This is a genomic window from Streptomyces sp. NPDC002776 (genome assembly GCF_053592195.1).
This window is the reverse complement of record NZ_JBSFVG010000020.1, coordinates 65,341-81,254: the sequence shown is the minus strand read 5'-3', so window position 1 is coordinate 81,254 and position 15,914 is coordinate 65,341. Positions and strand designations below refer to the sequence as shown.

The 15,914-nt window shown below is 72.4% G+C and carries 18 protein-coding genes; 7 read left to right on the top strand and 11 right to left on the bottom strand.

The window, feature by feature from the left end; translation table 11 throughout:
• Positions 1–25 precede the first annotated feature (25 nt).
• Complete coding sequence (locus tag ACWD11_RS30420) at positions 26–1,369, top strand: UDP-glucose dehydrogenase family protein (protein WP_451286818.1); 1,344 nt, start codon at positions 26–28, stop codon at positions 1,367–1,369.
• Here the strand turns inward: ACWD11_RS30420 and ACWD11_RS30415 are convergent.
• The gene (locus ACWD11_RS30415; protein ID WP_451286816.1) at positions 1,366–1,722 is read right to left on the bottom strand and encodes a winged helix-turn-helix transcriptional regulator; all 357 of its coding nucleotides are present in this window, start codon (positions 1,720–1,722) and stop codon (positions 1,366–1,368) included. The genes ACWD11_RS30420 and ACWD11_RS30415 overlap by 4 nt on opposite strands.
• Before the next feature lie 63 nt (positions 1,723–1,785).
• Between ACWD11_RS30415 and ACWD11_RS30410 the strand changes: the two genes are divergently transcribed.
• Positions 1,786–2,418: an NADPH-dependent F420 reductase gene (locus ACWD11_RS30410; RefSeq protein ID WP_451286814.1), complete on the top strand. Its 633-nt coding sequence runs from the start codon at positions 1,786–1,788 to the stop codon at positions 2,416–2,418.
• Between the two features lie 123 nt (positions 2,419–2,541).
• On the opposite strand, the gene ACWD11_RS30405 is transcribed toward ACWD11_RS30410, so the two are convergent.
• Entirely contained in the window at positions 2,542–3,042 is a 501-nt protein-coding gene (locus tag ACWD11_RS30405; RefSeq protein ID WP_389418390.1) for a CGNR zinc finger domain-containing protein, read from the bottom strand.
• Between the two features lie 92 nt (positions 3,043–3,134).
• On the opposite strand from ACWD11_RS30405, the gene ACWD11_RS30400 reads away from it, so the two are divergent.
• Together ACWD11_RS30400 and ACWD11_RS30395 are read left to right on the top strand one after the other, a co-directional pair.
• Positions 3,135–3,497 carry a VOC family protein gene (locus tag ACWD11_RS30400; RefSeq protein ID WP_451286812.1) on the top strand — a complete coding sequence of 121 codons (363 nt, stop codon included), beginning with the start codon at positions 3,135–3,137 and terminating at the stop codon, positions 3,495–3,497.
• 34 nt (positions 3,498–3,531) lie between these two features.
• Positions 3,532–3,927, top strand: a complete 396-nt coding sequence (locus ACWD11_RS30395) for a VOC family protein (RefSeq protein ID WP_451286810.1) — start codon at positions 3,532–3,534, stop codon at positions 3,925–3,927.
• Here ACWD11_RS30395 and ACWD11_RS30390 read toward each other — a convergent pair whose 3' ends face one another.
• Both ACWD11_RS30390 and ACWD11_RS30385 read right to left on the bottom strand, forming a co-directional pair.
• Positions 3,928–5,052: a dipeptidase gene (locus ACWD11_RS30390; RefSeq protein ID WP_389418387.1), complete on the bottom strand. Its 1,125-nt coding sequence runs from the start codon at positions 5,050–5,052 to the stop codon at positions 3,928–3,930. It lies immediately after the preceding gene.
• Between the two features lie 515 nt (positions 5,053–5,567).
• The gene (locus ACWD11_RS30385; protein WP_451286808.1) at positions 5,568–5,957 is read right to left on the bottom strand and encodes a MerR family transcriptional regulator; all 390 of its coding nucleotides are present in this window, start codon (positions 5,955–5,957) and stop codon (positions 5,568–5,570) included.
• A 50-nt stretch (positions 5,958–6,007) separates the two neighbouring features.
• Here ACWD11_RS30385 and ACWD11_RS30380 point away from each other — a divergent pair, with 50 nt between their 5' ends.
• Positions 6,008–7,120, top strand: coding sequence for an alkene reductase (locus ACWD11_RS30380; RefSeq protein ID WP_451286806.1), 1,113 nt, complete (start codon positions 6,008–6,010; stop codon positions 7,118–7,120).
• On the opposite strand, the gene ACWD11_RS30375 is transcribed toward ACWD11_RS30380, so the two are convergent.
• From ACWD11_RS30375 to ACWD11_RS30365, 3 genes are read right to left on the bottom strand one after another with little or no spacing between them, the layout of a single operon-like run.
• Complete coding sequence (locus ACWD11_RS30375; RefSeq protein ID WP_451286855.1) at positions 7,069–8,247, bottom strand: dipeptidase; 1,179 nt, start codon at positions 8,245–8,247, stop codon at positions 7,069–7,071. The genes ACWD11_RS30380 and ACWD11_RS30375 overlap by 52 nt on opposite strands.
• Positions 8,248–8,252: 5 nt before the next feature.
• The gene (gene purE / locus ACWD11_RS30370; protein WP_389418383.1) at positions 8,253–8,774 is read right to left on the bottom strand and encodes a 5-(carboxyamino)imidazole ribonucleotide mutase; all 522 of its coding nucleotides are present in this window, start codon (positions 8,772–8,774) and stop codon (positions 8,253–8,255) included.
• Positions 8,771–9,910, bottom strand: coding sequence for a 5-(carboxyamino)imidazole ribonucleotide synthase (locus ACWD11_RS30365; RefSeq protein WP_389418382.1), 1,140 nt, complete (start codon positions 9,908–9,910; stop codon positions 8,771–8,773). Before ACWD11_RS30365 ends, purE begins: the two co-directional genes overlap by 4 nt.
• A gap of 128 nt (positions 9,911–10,038) precedes the next feature.
• On the opposite strand from ACWD11_RS30365, the gene ACWD11_RS30360 reads away from it, so the two are divergent.
• Positions 10,039–10,575: a GtrA family protein gene (locus ACWD11_RS30360; RefSeq protein WP_389418438.1), complete on the top strand. Its 537-nt coding sequence runs from the start codon at positions 10,039–10,041 to the stop codon at positions 10,573–10,575.
• Between the two features lie 4 nt (positions 10,576–10,579).
• Here the strand turns inward: ACWD11_RS30360 and ACWD11_RS30355 are convergent, their stop codons facing one another.
• Together ACWD11_RS30355 and ACWD11_RS30350 are read right to left on the bottom strand one after the other, a co-directional pair.
• A complete protein-coding gene (locus ACWD11_RS30355; RefSeq protein WP_389418381.1) occupies positions 10,580–11,848 on the bottom strand; it encodes an ATP-binding protein in 1,269 nt (422 codons plus the stop codon).
• Between the two features lie 50 nt (positions 11,849–11,898).
• Positions 11,899–12,576, bottom strand: a complete 678-nt coding sequence (locus ACWD11_RS30350) for a response regulator transcription factor (RefSeq protein WP_389418380.1) — start codon at positions 12,574–12,576, stop codon at positions 11,899–11,901.
• A 487-nt stretch (positions 12,577–13,063) separates the two neighbouring features.
• On the opposite strand from ACWD11_RS30350, the gene ACWD11_RS30345 reads away from it, so the two are divergent.
• Positions 13,064–14,560 (top strand): oligopeptide:H+ symporter, encoded by a 1,497-nt coding sequence (locus ACWD11_RS30345; RefSeq protein WP_389418379.1) that lies wholly within the window; start codon positions 13,064–13,066, stop codon positions 14,558–14,560.
• A gap of 68 nt (positions 14,561–14,628) precedes the next feature.
• On the opposite strand, the gene ACWD11_RS30340 is transcribed toward ACWD11_RS30345, so the two are convergent.
• Together ACWD11_RS30340 and ACWD11_RS30335 are read right to left on the bottom strand one after the other, a co-directional pair.
• Positions 14,629–15,576 (bottom strand): hypothetical protein, encoded by a 948-nt coding sequence (locus tag ACWD11_RS30340; protein WP_451286803.1) that lies wholly within the window; start codon positions 15,574–15,576, stop codon positions 14,629–14,631.
• A complete protein-coding gene (locus tag ACWD11_RS30335) occupies positions 15,573–15,884 on the bottom strand; it encodes a hypothetical protein (RefSeq protein ID WP_451286801.1) in 312 nt (103 codons plus the stop codon). Before ACWD11_RS30335 ends, ACWD11_RS30340 begins: the two co-directional genes overlap by 4 nt.
• Positions 15,885–15,914 lie beyond the last annotated feature (30 nt).

Sequence of the window (15,914 nt, the reverse complement as noted above, 5' to 3'; positions counted from 1 at the left end):
CGCCGTACCAGTCAAGGGAGTCCCCATGGCCCTCAAGATCACCGTGATCGGCACCGGCTACCTGGGCGCCACCCACGCCGCAGCCATGGCCGAGCTCGGTTTCGAGGTCCTGGGTCTCGATGTCGCGCCCGAGAAGATCGAGAAGCTCCAGCGCGGCGAGGTCCCGATGTTCGAGCCGGGCCTCGAGGAGCTGCTGCGCAAGCACGTGGCCGGGATCGAGGGCTCCAGCGGGCGGCTGCGGTTCACCATGGACTGGGCGGAGATCGGCGCGTTCGGCGATGTGCACTTCGTGTGTGTGAACACTCCGCAGCGGCACGGCGAGTACGCGTGCGACATGAGTTACGTCGACGCCGCCTTCGCCTCGCTCGCCCCGCACCTCAAGGGCTCGGCGCTGGTCGTCGGCAAGTCGACGGTGCCGGTGGGTTCCGCGGACCGGCTCGCCGCCTACCTCGCCGAGCACGCGCCGGCCGGTCCGGACGCGGAGCTGGCCTGGAACCCGGAGTTCCTGCGCGAGGGCTTCGCCGTCAGCGACACCCTGCACCCGGACCGGATCGTGGTCGGCGTGCGCAGCGAGCGGGCCGAGAAGCTGCTGCGCGAGGTGTATGCGACGCCGGTCGCCGACGGCTCCCCCTTCGTCGTCACCGACTTCCCGACCGCCGAGCTGGTGAAGACCTCGGCGAACTCCTTCCTGGCCACGAAGATCTCCTTCATCAACGCGATGGCGGAGATGTGCGAGGCGTCCGGCGGCGATGTCGCCAAGCTCGCCGAGGCCATCGGGCACGACGACCGGATCGGCAGGAAGTTCCTGCGGGCCGGGATCGGCTTCGGCGGCGGCTGTCTGCCGAAGGACATCCGGGCGTTCATGGCGCGCGCCGGTGAGCTGGGCGCCGACCAGGCGCTGACCTTCCTGCGCGAGATCGACTCGATCAACATGCGCCAGCGCGGCCAGATGGTGGACCTGACCCGGCAGGTGCTGGGCGGCGGGTCCTTCCTCGGCAAGCGGGTCGCGGTGCTCGGCGCGACCTTCAAGCCGGACTCCGACGACGTACGGGACTCGCCCGCGCTGAACGTGGCGGGGCAGATCCACCTCCAGGGCGGCCAGGTCACGGTCTACGACCCCAAGGGCATGACCAACGCCCGCAGCCTCTTCCCGACCCTCGGCTACGCCGACTCCGCGGTGGAGGCGGTGCGCGGCGCCGATGTCGTGCTGCATCTGACGGAGTGGCGCGAGTTCCGCGAGCTGGATCCGGCGGCGCTGGGCGAGGTGGCGGCGGCCCGGGTCATCCTGGACGGCCGCAACGCCCTGGACCCGACGGTGTGGCGGGCGGCCGGCTGGACCTACCGGGCGATGGGCCGCCCGACCGCCTAGGCGCTCTCCGCCCGTTCCTGGGCGGCCATCACCTCGTCGCCGTGGGCGAAGGCCCAGGCACCGAACGCCTCGATGGCGGGGAGCAGGGTGTGGCCGAGGTCGGTGAGGCCGTACTCGACGTGCGGCGGGGAGCCGGGACGGGCCCGGCGGTGGACCAGGCCGTTGAACTCCAGTCGGCGCAGGGTCTCGGTGAGCACCTTGGGGCTGATGCCCCCAATGCGCTCGCGCAGCGCGCCCGGCCGCTCGGGGCCCTGACGGAGCGCCCAGATCACCACGGCGTTCCAGGTGTGGGCGAGCAGGTCGAAGGCGAGGCGGGCCCGGCAGTCGGCGAGAAAGCTCTGGTCGGCGGTCACTTACCGAATGGTGCCTGAGCGGCTGCCTAATGTCCTTGCCCGGGCGACGACTCGGGAGGACATATGAGGATCGGGATCATCGGCGCGGGCGCCATGGCCGAAGGACTCGGGGGGCAGTGGGCGCGGGCCGGGCACGACGTCCTGGTGGGCGGACGGGACGAGGGCCGTACGGCGGCGCTCGCGGCCCGGATCGGCGCCCGCGCGGGACGTCCGGGTGAGGCCGCCCGCCGGGACGTGGTGCTGGCGGCGGTGCCGTACGCGGCGGCGGTCCCCGTGGTGTCGGCGCTGGCCGGCGACCTCGCGGGCCGGACGCTGGTCGACTGCACCAACCCGGTGGGTCCCGGCTTCCGGCTGCTGACCGCGGGCGGGCCCTCGGCCGCCGAGCGGATCGCCGCCGCGGCGCCCGGAGCGCACGTCGTCAAGGCGTTCAACCTCTGCCACGAGAGCGTCTGGCGGCTGACCCCGCCCGTCTTCGACGGCCGCCCCCTCGCCGTCCCGCTCTGCGGCGACGAGGGGGCGGCCCTGGAGTCCGTACGGCGCCTGGTCCGCGACCTCGGCTGTGAGCCCGTGCACGGCGGCGGCCTGGACCGGGCGGCCCTGCTGGAGGCGACGGCGGCCTTCCTGATCGGGCTGTGGGTCGGCGAGGGAGCGGACGCCCAGGCCATCGCACCGCCCCTGCGGTACGCCGGAATCTAACCGCCGGAGGTCGGGCGACGCCGCTTCGGCCGAGGCTCAGTCGGCCGAAACGGCGTCTGTCCGCATTCTGCCGCACCTGAGGGCCCAGAGGCCCAGGAGTACTCAACGGGCCCTCCTGTCACGCTACTTGGCGCGGTACCGGCGCATCTTCGCCCGTGCCCCGCACACCTGCATCGAGCACCAGCGGCCGCGTCCGGCGGGGCTGCGGTCGTAGTACGCCCAGTGGCAGTCGGCGGCCTCGCAGGCCTTCAGGCGGGTCCAGGTGCCCGCCACCAGGGACTCCGCTACGGCCGCGGCGACCCGGGAGACCAGGGAGTGGGCGTCCGGGGGCGTGAGGGTGGCCGAGCCGTCGCCGGTGTCCACCGTCAGCCGGAGCGGGGCCCGGGAGAGCAGGTCCGTCAGAGGGGTCACCGCGCGGTGCGGGGGGTGCCCGGCGTGGGCCAGGAGGGTCGCCCGCAGCGACTCGCGCAGCTCCCGGGCGGCCGGCACCTCGTCCTCCCGCAGCCCCAGGCCCGCCCGGCCGTCCGGCGTGTCCAGCGCGTCGGCCCCCGACTCCAGGTCCAGCGTGTTGACCAGGGCCTGGACCAGTTCCAGACCTCCGGGGGCGGGCGAGCGCGTATTCATGGTTGCGACGTTACCTCCAATGGGGCAGCATGCAGTAACGGCGTTACCGCATACGCGCCTTTGCCAGTAACCACGAGATCGCGGAGGAAGTCATGGCTCTCGCCACCCTGGACGTCGTCGTCCTGGACTGTCCCGACCCGCACGCCCTCGCCGAGTTCTACGCCGGTGTCCTCGGCGGCACCATCGAGGAGCAGGGCGAGTGGGTGGACCTCAAGCTGCCCGGCGGGCAGCAGCTCGCCTTCCAGGCCGCCCCCGGCTTCGTACCGCCGCAGTGGCCGCGCGCCGACCTGAACTCCCAGCAGCTCCATCTCGACCTCAAGGTGGAGGACCTGGACACCGCCGAGAAGGACGTCCTGGAGCTCGGCGCCAAGCCGCTGGACGCGGAGGACCGCAGCCGGACCTTCCGGGTTTACGCGGATCCGGCGGGGCACCCGTTCTGCCTCTGCGCCGGATGACATCTGCGCGTCCGCTGAGACAGGAGGGCCTCCCGTGACACCCGTGGCACGTTTCCGTTCCGTCGTCATCGACTGTCCCGACCCGCACGCGCTCGCGGACTTCTATGCCCGGATCGGCGGCGGCACGCCCCGGGCGGAGGACGACGACTGGGTCGTCCTCCAGGTCCCGGGCGGGCCCCGGCTCGCCTTCCAGCGGGCGCTCGGCCACACCCCGCCGGAGTGGCCGCGGGCCGACGGCAACTCCCAGCAGTTCCACGTCGACTTCGACGCCGGGAGCACCTGGGAAGAGGTGGACGCGGCCGAGGAGACGGTGCTGGCGCTGGGCGCGCGGGTGCTGGACCGGGAGGACTTCGAGAAGAAGGACTTCCGGGTGTACGCCGACCCGGCCGGGCATCCGTTCTGCCTGTGCCGGATCCCGGCGGGGCAGTAGCTAGGCGTCCAGTTCCGCGATCTGTGCCGTCGACGGGTCGCGGCGCTGCTGGGCCGATCGGGCGGCGGATTCGGCGGTGCGCAGGACGCGCTGGACGTTGGCCCAGGTGAGCAGGGCCAGGTCGGTTTGCGTCCAGCCCCTGCGGAGCAGCTCGGCGACGAGGTGCGGGTAGCAGGAGGCGTCGGCGAGGTCCTGCGGATGGGCGGTGCCGGCGTCGTACGTGCCGGACAGGCCCACGCACTCCGGGCCCGCGACCGCGCGGACATGGTCGAGGTGGTCGGCGACGTCCCGGACCGAGGGGCCGGTCTGCTCGGCGGTCAGCGGCACCATGCACAGCCCTTTCGCGGCGCCCAGTTCCGTGAGCAGGTCGTCGGGGAGGTTGGCCGGGTGCGGACGCAGTGCGCGGGCCGCGGAGCGGGTGCACAGCACCGGTGCCTTGGAGGAGGCCAGCACGCGGTGGAGGGTCTCCTCGGAGGCGCCGGAGAGGTCGGCGAGGACGCCGAGCCGGTTCATCTCGCGGATCACCTCCTCGCCGAAGCGCGTCAGCCCGGCGTCGCTGGCCCAGGAGGTGCCGGTCAGCGTGAGCACGCGCAGCCCCAGGCTGTGCAGCACCCGCAGGATGGCCAGGGAGTCGTCGAGCGCGGCGGCCGTGGCGGGGCCGAGCAGCACCGCCGCGCGCCCGCAGTTGTGGGCGTCGATGACCTGGCCGGCGGTGCGGGCGAGCCGTAGTCCTTCGGGGTGGGCGGCGATCACCGTGCGCACCAGGTCCAGCTGCTCCAGGGTCGCGGCGACGGCCCGGTCCGCGGCCAGCCCCTCCGGGAGGTGCAGCGAGCAGAACAGCGCCGCGACATGGCCCTGCCGCAGCCGCGGCACATCGGTGTCGACGGCGCTCTCGCCGTCCTCCAGGTCGTACCAGGGCAGATGGCGCAGCGCCCAGGGCAGCCCGCTGTAGCCGTCGGCGACGGGGTGCGCGGCGAGCAGGGCGTGGGCGCGCTCCAGGGGCCCGGCGTCCGGATCGTCGTCGAGCGGGAGGGGCGGCTCGTCCGGGAAGGGGTCGGCCAGGGGCAGATCGTCGAGCGCGCCTGCCTCGGCGGCGGTGTGCAGGTCGTCCTGGAGATCGGCCATGGCGGGCTCCGTACGTGCGAGGCGATCGCTGTACGGCCACCGTCGCACGCGGCACGGGCCCCTTCCTGGTGAACGGGGCGTTCGGGGGTCCGCCGGTCCAGCGACCCGGGCCCGGGTCTTCCCATCCACCGGTTCAACCACCCTGGCCCGGGCTTCGGATCCCCCCTTCCCCCCTGGGCAGCCACGATCACCTCGTCCAGCGCCCCCCGGGACCGCACCAGACCAGCAATCACCGGCCGATCCGCCCCCGCACCCCGCCCAGATCCCCCACCCGCCGGACCCGGACACTCGGGGATCCGCCAGTCAGCACCCCCCCGACCCGCCGCTCACCCCACCCGGACCCTGCAGTCCCCCACTCCAACCCCGCGCAGCCGCGATCACCCCGTCCAGCACCCCCGGGACCGCACCAGACCAGCGATCACCGGCCGATCCGCCCCCGCTCCCCGCCCAGATCCCCCACCCGCCGGACCCGGACACTCGGGGATCCGCCAGTCAGCGCCGCCCCGACGCGCCGCTCACCCCACCCGGACCTCGGAGTCCCCCGCTGCAACCCCCTGCGCAGCCGCGATCACCTCGTCCAGGGTCTCCCGGGAGCGCACCAGATCCGCGATCATCCGGTCGATCCGCTCCCGCTCCTCCGTCAGGTCGTGCACCAGCTTGGGCGTGGCCACGGCCGAGGGGCCGCCGTCGGTGTCGCGCATGCAGGGCAGCAGCTGGGCGATCCGGCTGCTGTGCAGTCCGGCCGCGAACAGCTCCTGGATCCGGATGACCCGGTCGACGGCCGCCTCCGGATAGTCGCGGTGCCCGCCCGGCGTGCGGTCGGCCCTCAGCAGCCCCTGGGTCTCGTAGTAGCGCAACGACCGCTCGCTCACCCCGGTGCGCCGGGCCAGTGCACCGATCCGCATGCTCACCTCACCTTGAACCTGACACGGATGTCAGGTTCTACGGTACGGGCATGACGAACTTCCTGGAACCCGCAGCTCTTGGCCGACTCCCCCTCGCCAACCGTCTGGTGATGGCGCCCATGACCCGCAACCGGGCCGCCGACGACGGCACCCCGACCGACCTGATGGCCGAGTACTACGCCCAGCGCGCCACCGCCGGCCTGATCATCGCCGAGGCCGCCACCCCGAACGCGGTCGGCCGGACGTACCCGAACATCACCGCGATCCACACCCCCGGGCACGTGGCGGGCTGGCGGCGCGTCACCGACGCCGTGCGGGAGGCCGGCGGGCGGATGTTCCTGCAGATCCAGCACGGCGGCCGGATCGGCCACCCGGCGACCAGCGGCCACACCCCGCTCGCGCCCTCCCCCGTCCCGCTCCCGGACACGATCTTCACCCCGGACGGGCACCGGCCGACCGTCGTCCCGAGGGAGATGACGGCCGACGACATCCGCGCCACGGTCGCCGACTTCGCCACCGCCGCCCGCCGGGCGGTCGAGGCGGGCTTCGAGGGCGTCGAGGTGCACTCCGCGAACGGCTATCTGCTGCACCAGTTCCTCGCCGCCAACACCAACCGCCGCACGGACGCCTACGGCGAGGACCGCACCCGGTTCACGGTGGAGGTCGTGGCGGCGGTGGCGGCCGCGATCGGCCCGGAGCGGGTGGGCGTACGCCTCTCCCTCGGCCTCACCGTCAACGGCATCGAGGAGGGCGACACCGAGCGGCTCTACCCGGCGCTCGTCGCGGCCCTGCGCCCCCTCGGCCTGGCCTATCTGCACCTCGTCCACGCCGACCCCGAGGCGCCCCTGTTCCGGCGGACCCGCGCCTCCTGGCCGGGCACCCTCATCGCCAACCCGGTGCTGCCGGACCTCACCACGCGGGCCGTGGACACCGCCGCCCGGCGGCTGCTGGACGCCGGGGCCGACCTGGTCGCGCTCGGGCGCCCCTTCCTCGCCAACCCGGACCTGGTGACCCGGCTGCGGCTCGGGGCGCCGCTGAACGAGATCCGCGACCGGTACCTCATGTACGTGGGCGGGGCGACCGGCTACACCGACTACCCCGCCCTCGACGCTCAGGCGTCCAGCGCCTCGATGGTGGCGTGGGAGGGCGCGCGCGTCGCCTGAAGCTCCCGCGCCACGTCCTCGGCCGCGCCCAGCACCCGTACGGAATTGCGCCAGGTCAGCTTGGCCAGGTCGGCGGTGGACCAGCCGCGGTCGATCAGCTCCGCGAGCAGGTTCGGGTAGCCGGAGACATCGCTCAGGCCGTCCGGGGTGAAGGGCGTGCCGTCGTAGTCGCCGCCGATGCCGAGGTGATCGATGCCCGCGACCTCGCGCATGTGGTCGAGGTGGTCCGCCACCGTCGCGACCGTGGCGACGGGACGCGGATGGCGCTCCTCGAAGGCGCGGTGCACCTGCATCGCCTCGGCGGTGCCGGAGAGGTGGTGGAAGCCGTGCTCGCGCAGGTTCTCGTCCGCCGCGGCCGTCCAGTCGACCGCCGCCTGCAGCACGAACTTCGGCACGAACGTGACCATGGCCACCCCGCCGTTGGCGGACAGCCGCTCCAGGACGTCGTCCGGGATGTTGCGGGGGTGGTCGCACACCGCCCGCGCCGAGGAGTGCGAGAAGATCACCGGCGCCGAGGTGGCGTCCAGCGCGTCCCGCATCGTCGTGGCGGCCACGTGGGAGAGGTCGACGAGCATGCCCTCGCGGTTCATCTCCCGTACGACCTCGCGGCCGAAGGCCGACAGGCCGCCGACGCCTGGCTCGTCGGTCGCGGAGTCCGCCCAGTCCACGTTGTCGTTGTGGGTGAGCGTCAGATAGCGCACGCCGAGGGCGTACAGGCCGCGCAGGGTGCCGAGGGAGTTGGCGATGGAGTGCCCGCCCTCCGCGCCCATCAGCGAGGCGATACGGCCCTCCCGCCGCGCCGCCTCCAGGTCGGCGGCGGTCAGCGCGGCCCGCAGGTCGGACGGGTACCGGTCGATCAGCCGCCGTACGCAGTCGATCTGCTCCAGCGTCGCGGTGACCGGATCCGGCAGGTCCGAGCGGACGTACACCGACCAGTACTGCGCCCCGACCCCGCCCGCGCGCAGGCGGCCGAGGTCGGTGTGGAGCCGGCCGCTCTGGTCGGCGGCGATGTCACGGGCGTCGAGGTCGTAACGGACCTGCTCGCGCAGCGCCCAGGGCAGGTCGTTGTGCCCGTCCACCACGGGGAACTCCCGCAGCAGTTCCCGGGCCGCCGCCAGGGAGCCCACCGCCGTCACTTCCCGAAACCGAAGCCGTTGGACCCCTCGACCTTGGTGCGCAGGCGCTTGCCCTTCTCGGTGGCCTGGTCGTTCAGCTCCTGCTGGAACTCCCGCATCCGGCCGAGCAGTTCCTCGTCGTGGGCGGCGAGGATCCGGGCGGCGAGCAGACCGGCGTTGCGGGCACCGGCGACCGAGACGGTGGCGACGGGGACCCCGGCCGGCATCTGCACGATGGACAGCAGGCTGTCCATGCCGTCCAGGTACTTCAGCGGCACCGGCACGCCGATCACCGGCAGCGGGGTCACGGAGGCGAGCATGCCGGGCAGATGGGCCGCGCCGCCCGCCCCGGCGATGATCACCTTCAGGCCGCGGTCGGCGGCCTGCTCGCCGTACGCGACCATCTCGCGCGGCATGCGGTGGGCGGAGACGACATCGACCTCGTACTCGATCTCGAACTCGGCGAGCGCCTGCGCGGCGGCCTCCATGACCGGCCAGTCGCTGTCCGACCCCATGACGATGCCTACAACCGGGCTCATTCGGTGATCGTGCCTCTCAGATAGCCGGCAGCGTGACGGGCGCGCTCCAGCACGTCGTCCAGGTCGTCGCCGTAGGTGTTGACGTGGCCGACCTTGCGGCCGGGCTTCACGTCCTTGCCGTACATGTGGATCTTGAGCTGGGGGTCGCGGGCCATGCAGTGCAGATACGCGGAGTACATGTCCGGGTAGTCGCCGCCGAGGACGTTGACCATCACCGTCCAGCGGGCACGCGGACGCGGGTCGCCGAGAGGAAGGTCGAGGACCGCGCGGACGTGGTTGGCGAACTGGGACGTGATCGCGCCGTCCATCGACCAGTGGCCGGAGTTGTGCGGGCGCATCGCGAGTTCGTTGACGAGGATGCGGCCGTCGCGGGTCTGGAACAGCTCGACCGCGAGGTGGCCGACGACGCCCAGCTCCTTGGCGATGCTCAGCGCCATCTCCTCGGCCTTGAGCGCGAGGTTCTCGTCGAGGTCGGGAGCGGGCGCGATGACGGTGTCGCAGACGCCGTCCACCTGCCGCGACTCCACCACCGGGTAGGCGACGGCCTGGCCGTGCGGCGACCGTACGACGTTGGCGGCGAGCTCGCGGACGAAGTCGACCTTCTCCTCGGCGAGGACGGGGACGCCGGCCTTGAAGGGGGCCTCGGCCTCCGCCACGCTGTCGACCACCCACACACCCTTGCCGTCGTAGCCACCACGGACGGTCTTCAGGACGACCGGGAACCCGTCGCCCTCCGCCGCGAAGGCCGCCACGTCCTGCGGATCGGCGACGATGCGGTGCCGTGGGCACGGCACGCCGATCGCGTCCAGCTTCGCGCGCATCACCCCCTTGTCCTGGGCGTGCACCAGCGCGTCGGGGCCCGGGCGCACGGGGATGCCGTCCGCCTCCAGAGCCCTGAGGTGCTCGGTGGGTACATGTTCGTGATCGAAGGTGATCACATCGCACCCGCGCGCGAAGTCACGCAGCGTGTCCAGGTCGCGATAGTCGCCGAGGACGACTTCACTCACCACCTGGGCCGCGGAATCCTGCGGGGTGTCACTGAGGAGCTTGAACCTGATGCCCAGCGGGATGCCTGCCTCGTGTGTCATACGAGCGAGCTGGCCACCGCCGACCATGCCGACTACCGGGAACGTCACACCCCTAGGGTATCGGCCACTCCGGGGCGGCCGGATTCCGCACCTGTGTTCCGGCCCGCAGGCAATCGCGCGGAGGGGTGGTTAGCATGGCTTGGTTGACGAAACCGACCGACGGGGGCTTTCACTCCATGGGACGTGGTTCCTCCGAGCTGGTACGACGCTATGTGCACGAGGCCGTGAAGTTCGGCGCCGTGGGCGGCGCGGGGCTGCTCGTCAACCTCGGTGTCTTCAACCTGGTGCGGCACGTGACGGACCTGCCGGTCGTGCGGGCCAGTGTCATCGCGACGGTGGTGGCCATCGCCTTCAACTACGTGGGCTTCCGCTACTTCACCTACCGGGACCGCGACAAGACCGGCCGCACCAAGGAAATGACCCTGTTCCTGCTGTTCAGCGGGGTGGGCCTGGTCATCGAGAACGGCATCCTGTTCGTCGCCACCTACGGCTTCCACTGGGACAGCCCGCTGCAGAGCAACATCTTCAAGTTCGTCGGCATCGGCATCGCGACGCTCTTCCGCTTCTGGTCGTACCGCACCTGGGTGTTCCGCGCGCTGCCGGCCCGGGATGCGGTGGCGAGCGCGGAATCGTTCCTGGAGGCGGCGGCGCCGACCCCGCCGCCGGGCCCGCGCCAGGGCCGGGCCCCCCAGGCGGCGGGCCGGCGACCGTGACGCCTTAGCGGACCGTGGGTGTCGCGTCCCCCGTCGGCTGGGACGGGTTCCGCGACAGGAACAGGCCGAAGACCGGCGGGGACGCCTGCAGCATCTCCAGCCGGCCGCCGTCCGCTTCCGCCAGGTCCCTGGCGACCGCCAGGCCGATGCCCGTGGAGTTACGGCCGCTGATCGCGCGCTCGAAGATGCGGGCGCCGAGGTCCGCGGGGACGCCGGGGCCCTCGTCCGTCACCTCGATGACCGCCTGGTTGCCGGTGACGCGGGTGCGCAGGGCCACCGTGCCGCCCCCGTGCATCAGGGAGTTCTCGATCAGGGCCGCCAGCACCTGGGCCACCGCCCCCGGGGTGCCGACCGCGTGCAGGTGCTGCTTGCCCGAGCTCACGATCGCCCGGCCCGCGCTGCGGTACGCCGGGCGCCACTCCGCCAGCTGCTGCTGGATGACCTCGTCGAGGTCGAAGGTGACGGCGGAGCCGGTGCGCGGATCGCGGGAGTTCGTCAGGAGCCGTTCGACCACGTCCGTCAGGCGTTCCACCTGGGTCAGCGCGATCATGGCCTCCTCCTTCACCGTCTCCGGGTCGTCGGTGAGGGTGATCTCCTCCAGCCGCATCGACAGGGCCGTCAGGGGCGTGCGCAGCTGGTGCGAGGCGTCCGCGGCGAGCCGGCGTTCCGCCGTCAGCATGCGCGCGATCCGCTCGGCGCTCGCGTCCAGCACGTCCGCGACCCGGTCCAGCTCCTGGACGCCGTAGCGCTTGTGCCGGGGCCGCGGGTCGCCGGAGCCGAGGCGTTCGGCGGTCTCGGCGAGGTCGGTGAGCGGGGACGCGAGGCGGTTGGCCTGGCGCAGCGCGAGCAGCACCGCCGCGATGACCGCCAGCAGCGCCACCGCGCCGATGATCAGCAGCGTCCGCCCGACCTCCTTGGTGACGGCCGAGCGGGGCTCCCCGACGGTGACCGTCTCGCCCTCCTCGCCGAGGCGGGTGGCGCTGATGAGGTCGCCGGCCGGCTTGGTGCCGATCGTGATGGGCCGCTCGCCGGGCACCCGGATGACGGCGTACCGGTCCTTCGGGACCTGGTCGCGCAGCATGTCCGCGGTGACCGCCCCGGTCGCGAGGAGTCTGCTGTCCACGATGGACGCGAGCCGCACCGCCTCGGAGTCCACCCGCTCCTGGGCGGTGCTGCTGATGGTGCGGGTCTCCACGATGACGAGGGAGACCCCGAACACGGCGATCACCACGAGCACCACGGCGAGGGTGGACTGGATCAGACGGCGGCGCATGGACCCGTACTACCTACTCACTGTTCTCCGCTCGGTTCTCCACTCGGCGCTCAGCTCTTCTCGAAGCGGAAACCCACACCCCGCACGGTCGCGATGTAGCGGGGGTTCGCCGCGTCGTCGCCGAGCTTCTTGCGCAGCCAGGAGATGTGCATGTCGAGCGTCTTGGTGGACGACCACCACGTGGTGTCCCAGACCTCGCGCATCAGCTGGTCGCGCGTGACCACCCGGCCCGCGTCCCGGACCAGGACCCGCAGCAGGTCGAACTCCTTGGCCGTGAGCTGCAGCTCCTCCTCGCCCATCCAGGCGCGGTGCGACTCGACGTCGATCCGCACGCCGTGGGTCGCCGGCGGCTGCTGGGGCTCCGCGGCGCCGCGCCGCAGCAGCGCCCGGACCCGGGCGAGCAGCTCGGCGAGGCGGAAGGGCTTGGTGACGTAGTCGTCGGCGCCCGCGTCGAGCCCGACGACCGTGTCCACCTCGTCGGCGCGCGCGGTCAGGATGAGAATCGGGACGCTGTGGCCCTCGGCCCGCAGCCGGCGCGCCACCTCCAGGCCGTCCATGCCGGGCAGCCCGAGGTCCAGCACGACCAGGTCGACACCGCCCTGCATCCCGGCGTCGAGCGCCGAGGGTCCGTCCTCACGCACCTCGACCTCGTACCCTTCCCGGCGCAGTGCGCGGGCCAGCGGCTCCGAGATGGACGCGTCGTCCTCGGCGAGCAGTACACGGGTCATGAGCAGATGGTAGTCCGCCCATGACAAGAGCCGGGGCGTGATGGTCAGGAGTGATTCTCACCTCGCGCCTACCCGGCTCTTACCTTGGTCTGGACCAGTACGTCCGAGGTGCGATCCTGGTAATGACCTTCGAAAGGGTGTGCACGGTTCCGTCGACACCTGTGATCCGCGTCTCAAGTCCTTCCATTTCCGGCACTGTCCTGACGTATGGTGATTGAACGCCTGTAGCATCGCGGGGCCCTTGGGCGAGCATTCGTCGCTGAGGGTCTCTTCTGTGTGCGGGCTGGTTTCCACCAGCCCGAAGGAATGACCTGTGGCCGGGCCCCAAGGACGGGGCGTGGATCCCGGTGGTCGGCGTCCGTCGCTCCGTGACCCGGAGCGGACTCCCCTGGGCGTGGGGGTGGACGGCCCGCCTCGCCGGTGCCGGCCGCCCCCCCACCGGGCGCGCAACGCTCTCCCCGCGCGTCCCGACCAGCAAGGAACGACCATGGCGTCCAGCCTGACGAAGGACTCGGTCACCCCGGGCACCCCCGGTTCCGAGAAGACCTTCTTCGGCCACCCCCGCGGACTGGCCACTCTCTTCATGACCGAGATGTGGGAGCGGTTCTCCTACTACGGCATGAGGGCTCTGCTCCCGCTGTACCTCGTGGCGCCGGGTGGTCTCCACCTCGACGCGGCCACCGCCACCGCGATCTACTCCGTGTACGTGTCGCTCGTGTACCTGCTGGCCATGCCCGGCGGCTGGTTCGGCGACCGGGTCTGGGGTCCGCGCAAGACCGTCGCGGTCGCCGGTGCGGTGATCATGCTGGGCCACCTCACGCTGGCCCTGCCCTCCTCGGGCACCTTCTTCGCCGGTCTGGGCCTGGTCGCCATCGGCTCCGGTCTGCTCAAGGCCAACATCTCCACGATGGTCGGCCACCTCTACGACGGCCCGGACGACCCGCGCCGCGACGGTGGCTTCACCGTGTTCTACATGGGCATCAACCTGGGTGCCTTCGCCGCGCCGCTGATCATCGGCACCATCGGCGAGAGCGTGAACTGGCACCTGGGCTTCGCGCTCGCCGCGCTCGGCATGGCGCTCGGCCTCGCCCAGTTCCTGATCGGCAGCCGCCACCTCGCGGAGCGCTCCAGCGTCGTCCCGACGCCGCTGTCCGCCGCGGAGAAGTCCTCCACGCTGCGCAAGGCCGCGATCTGGGCCGGTATCGCCGTGGTCTTCTACGCCGTCGTCGGCTTCTCCGGCAGCTACACGCTGAACTGGATCCTGGTCCCGCTGACCCTCCTCGGCGTGATCATCCCGACGATGGTCCTGGTCCGCATAAAGCGCGACAAGGACCTGGACCGCACCGAGCAGAAGTCGATGTCCGCGTACATCTGGTTCTTCGTCGCCGCGGCCGTCTTCTGGATGATCTACGACCAGGGCGGCTCGACCCTGTCGATCTTCGCCAAGAATTCTGCCGAGAACAGCGTGCTCGGCTGGGAGTTCCCGGTCTCCTGGTACCAGTCGGTCAACCCGGTCCTGATCATGGCGCTGGCGCCGGTCTTCGCCTGGTTCTGGCTCGCGCTGAACCGGCGCGGCAAGGAGCCGAGCACGGTCGTGAAGTTCGCCTCGGGTCTGGTCCTGGTCGGCGCGTCCTTCTTCCTGTTCCTCGCCCCGCTGTCGATCGCCGGGGGCGGTCACAAGGCGGCCGCGATGTGGCTGGTGGCGATCTACTTCGTGCAGACCGTCGGTGAGCTGCTGGTGTCCCCGGTGGGTCTGTCGGTGACGACGAAGATGGCGCCGGCGAAGTACGCCTCGCAGATGATGGGCGTGTGGTTCCTCGCGGTCACCGCCGGTGACGCCACGACGGGGCTGCTGTCCATCGCAGGGGTCGACCTGAACAAGACGGGCGTCGTCGCTCTGGAGGCGACCCTCGCGGTCGCCGCCGGTGTGGCGGTGTGGATGTACCGCAAGAGGGTCAAGGAGCTCATGGGCGGCGTGCACTGACGGTGCCCGCGGCGCTCGGGGCCGCCGCGACCCAGCTGGGTCGCGGCGGCCCCTTTGCTTTGCCCCCTTCAGGTACGGGGACCGGTGGGGGACATCGCGTGCCTGGCCTGCCGGCGCGGTTTCAGCCCCGGCAGGCGCAGCCCGTGGCGGCGGCGGTGCGGGCGGGGCCGTAGCCGGTCCACGGCGGCCATGCCGGCGCGGAACAGCGCGGCCGGCACGACCAGGCAGACCAGGACCCAGAACAGGGTCACACCCCAGGGGCGGCCCACGTCCCAGGGCTGTTCGGCCATGACCTTGCCGCCGTACTTCAGCGAGACGGTGTAGCCGCCGTGCGCCCCGGCGGCCAGTTCCACGGGCAGCTCGACGCGCGCCTTGCCGCCGGGGCGGATCGTGCCGCGCCACCGCTGCTCCTGCCACTCCGGGGCGAACACTCCGTGGGAGGTGCCGACTTGGAAGACCGGGTCCCGCACGGCCGAGGTGCCGACATTGCCGACCGTGAACACGAGCGTGCGGGAGGGCGCGGCGCCGAACCAGGTCAGCAGGGAGCCGGAGCCGTCGAGGCGGGTGTCGGTGAGGACGGCGAGGCGTCCGCCGGACGCGTCCGCGGGCAGTGGTTCGACCGCGTGCCCGGCCACTTGGAAGGCGGCGTCGGCCTCGGCCCGCGCGCCCTCGACCGTGGCGACGTGCACCACGCACGGACACGGCACCGGCGGCTCGGCCACCGGCACCTTCCGGCTGAACCGGCCCTCGGCGTCGGTCGTCACGGCCCGGCCATCCGCGTTGGCACAGGAATCGGTGCCCCCGGTCACCCCCGTCGAGGGCGCCGACTGCCCGCAGATCAGGATCATCAGCAGCGCCCGGGGCCGCCAGCCCTCCCCGGTGACGGTGACCGAACCCCCGGCGCCCGCCTGGGAGTCGGAGAGTCTCACGGTGGGTGGATCAGCGGCCGAGACGGGCACCGCCGACAGCACCAGCAGCAGGACGAGCAGCGCCGGGATCCGCACCTTGCCGTTCACCGCACCTCTCCCGTCAACTCGGTGTCCGCGCAGGGCGGTTCGGCCACACCCTCGCTACGGCGCCGGTGACGTCGTACGAGGAAGAGGGCTGCGGTCGCCACCGCGCGCGCCAGGGCGACCGAGCGGGTCCGGCCGTCGGGGCCGCGTGCGTAACTCCGGCCGTCCGCCACCGGCGACCGCTCCGCCGCAGGACTGCCACCGTGCCCCGCGGGACCACCCCGGGCGTGCCCCCCGGCGGCGGCCGTGGGCGGGGCGGACACCGGCGGGAGCAGCGGGGCGGGGGTCAGGACCCGGGCGGTCGGCGACATGGGCGGCTCCAGGCGATACGAGGGGTTCAG

Bases quoted from the DNA above. Each gene is read 5' to 3' on its own strand.
- ACWD11_RS30420 (WP_451286818.1), top strand. From the start codon at position 26: ATGGCCCTCAAGATCACCGTGATCGGCACCGGCTACCTGGGCGCCACC.
- ACWD11_RS30410 (WP_451286814.1), top strand. From the start codon at position 1,786: ATGAGGATCGGGATCATCGGCGCGGGCGCCATGGCCGAAGGACTCGGG.
- ACWD11_RS30405 (WP_389418390.1), bottom strand. From the start codon at position 3,042: ATGAATACGCGCTCGCCCGCCCCCGGAGGTCTGGAACTGGTCCAGGCC.
- ACWD11_RS30400 (WP_451286812.1), top strand. From the start codon at position 3,135: ATGGCTCTCGCCACCCTGGACGTCGTCGTCCTGGACTGTCCCGACCCG.
- ACWD11_RS30390 (WP_389418387.1), bottom strand. From the start codon at position 5,052: ATGGCCGATCTCCAGGACGACCTGCACACCGCCGCCGAGGCAGGCGCG.
- ACWD11_RS30385 (WP_451286808.1), bottom strand. From the start codon at position 5,957: ATGCGGATCGGTGCACTGGCCCGGCGCACCGGGGTGAGCGAGCGGTCG.
- ACWD11_RS30380 (WP_451286806.1), top strand. From the start codon at position 6,008: ATGACGAACTTCCTGGAACCCGCAGCTCTTGGCCGACTCCCCCTCGCC.
- purE (WP_389418383.1), bottom strand. From the start codon at position 8,774: ATGAGCCCGGTTGTAGGCATCGTCATGGGGTCGGACAGCGACTGGCCG.
- ACWD11_RS30360 (WP_389418438.1), top strand. From the start codon at position 10,039: ATGGGACGTGGTTCCTCCGAGCTGGTACGACGCTATGTGCACGAGGCC.
- ACWD11_RS30355 (WP_389418381.1), bottom strand. From the start codon at position 11,848: ATGCGCCGCCGTCTGATCCAGTCCACCCTCGCCGTGGTGCTCGTGGTG.
- ACWD11_RS30350 (WP_389418380.1), bottom strand. From the start codon at position 12,576: ATGACCCGTGTACTGCTCGCCGAGGACGACGCGTCCATCTCGGAGCCG.
- ACWD11_RS30345 (WP_389418379.1), top strand. From the start codon at position 13,064: ATGGCGTCCAGCCTGACGAAGGACTCGGTCACCCCGGGCACCCCCGGT.
- ACWD11_RS30335 (WP_451286801.1), bottom strand. From the start codon at position 15,884: ATGTCGCCGACCGCCCGGGTCCTGACCCCCGCCCCGCTGCTCCCGCCG.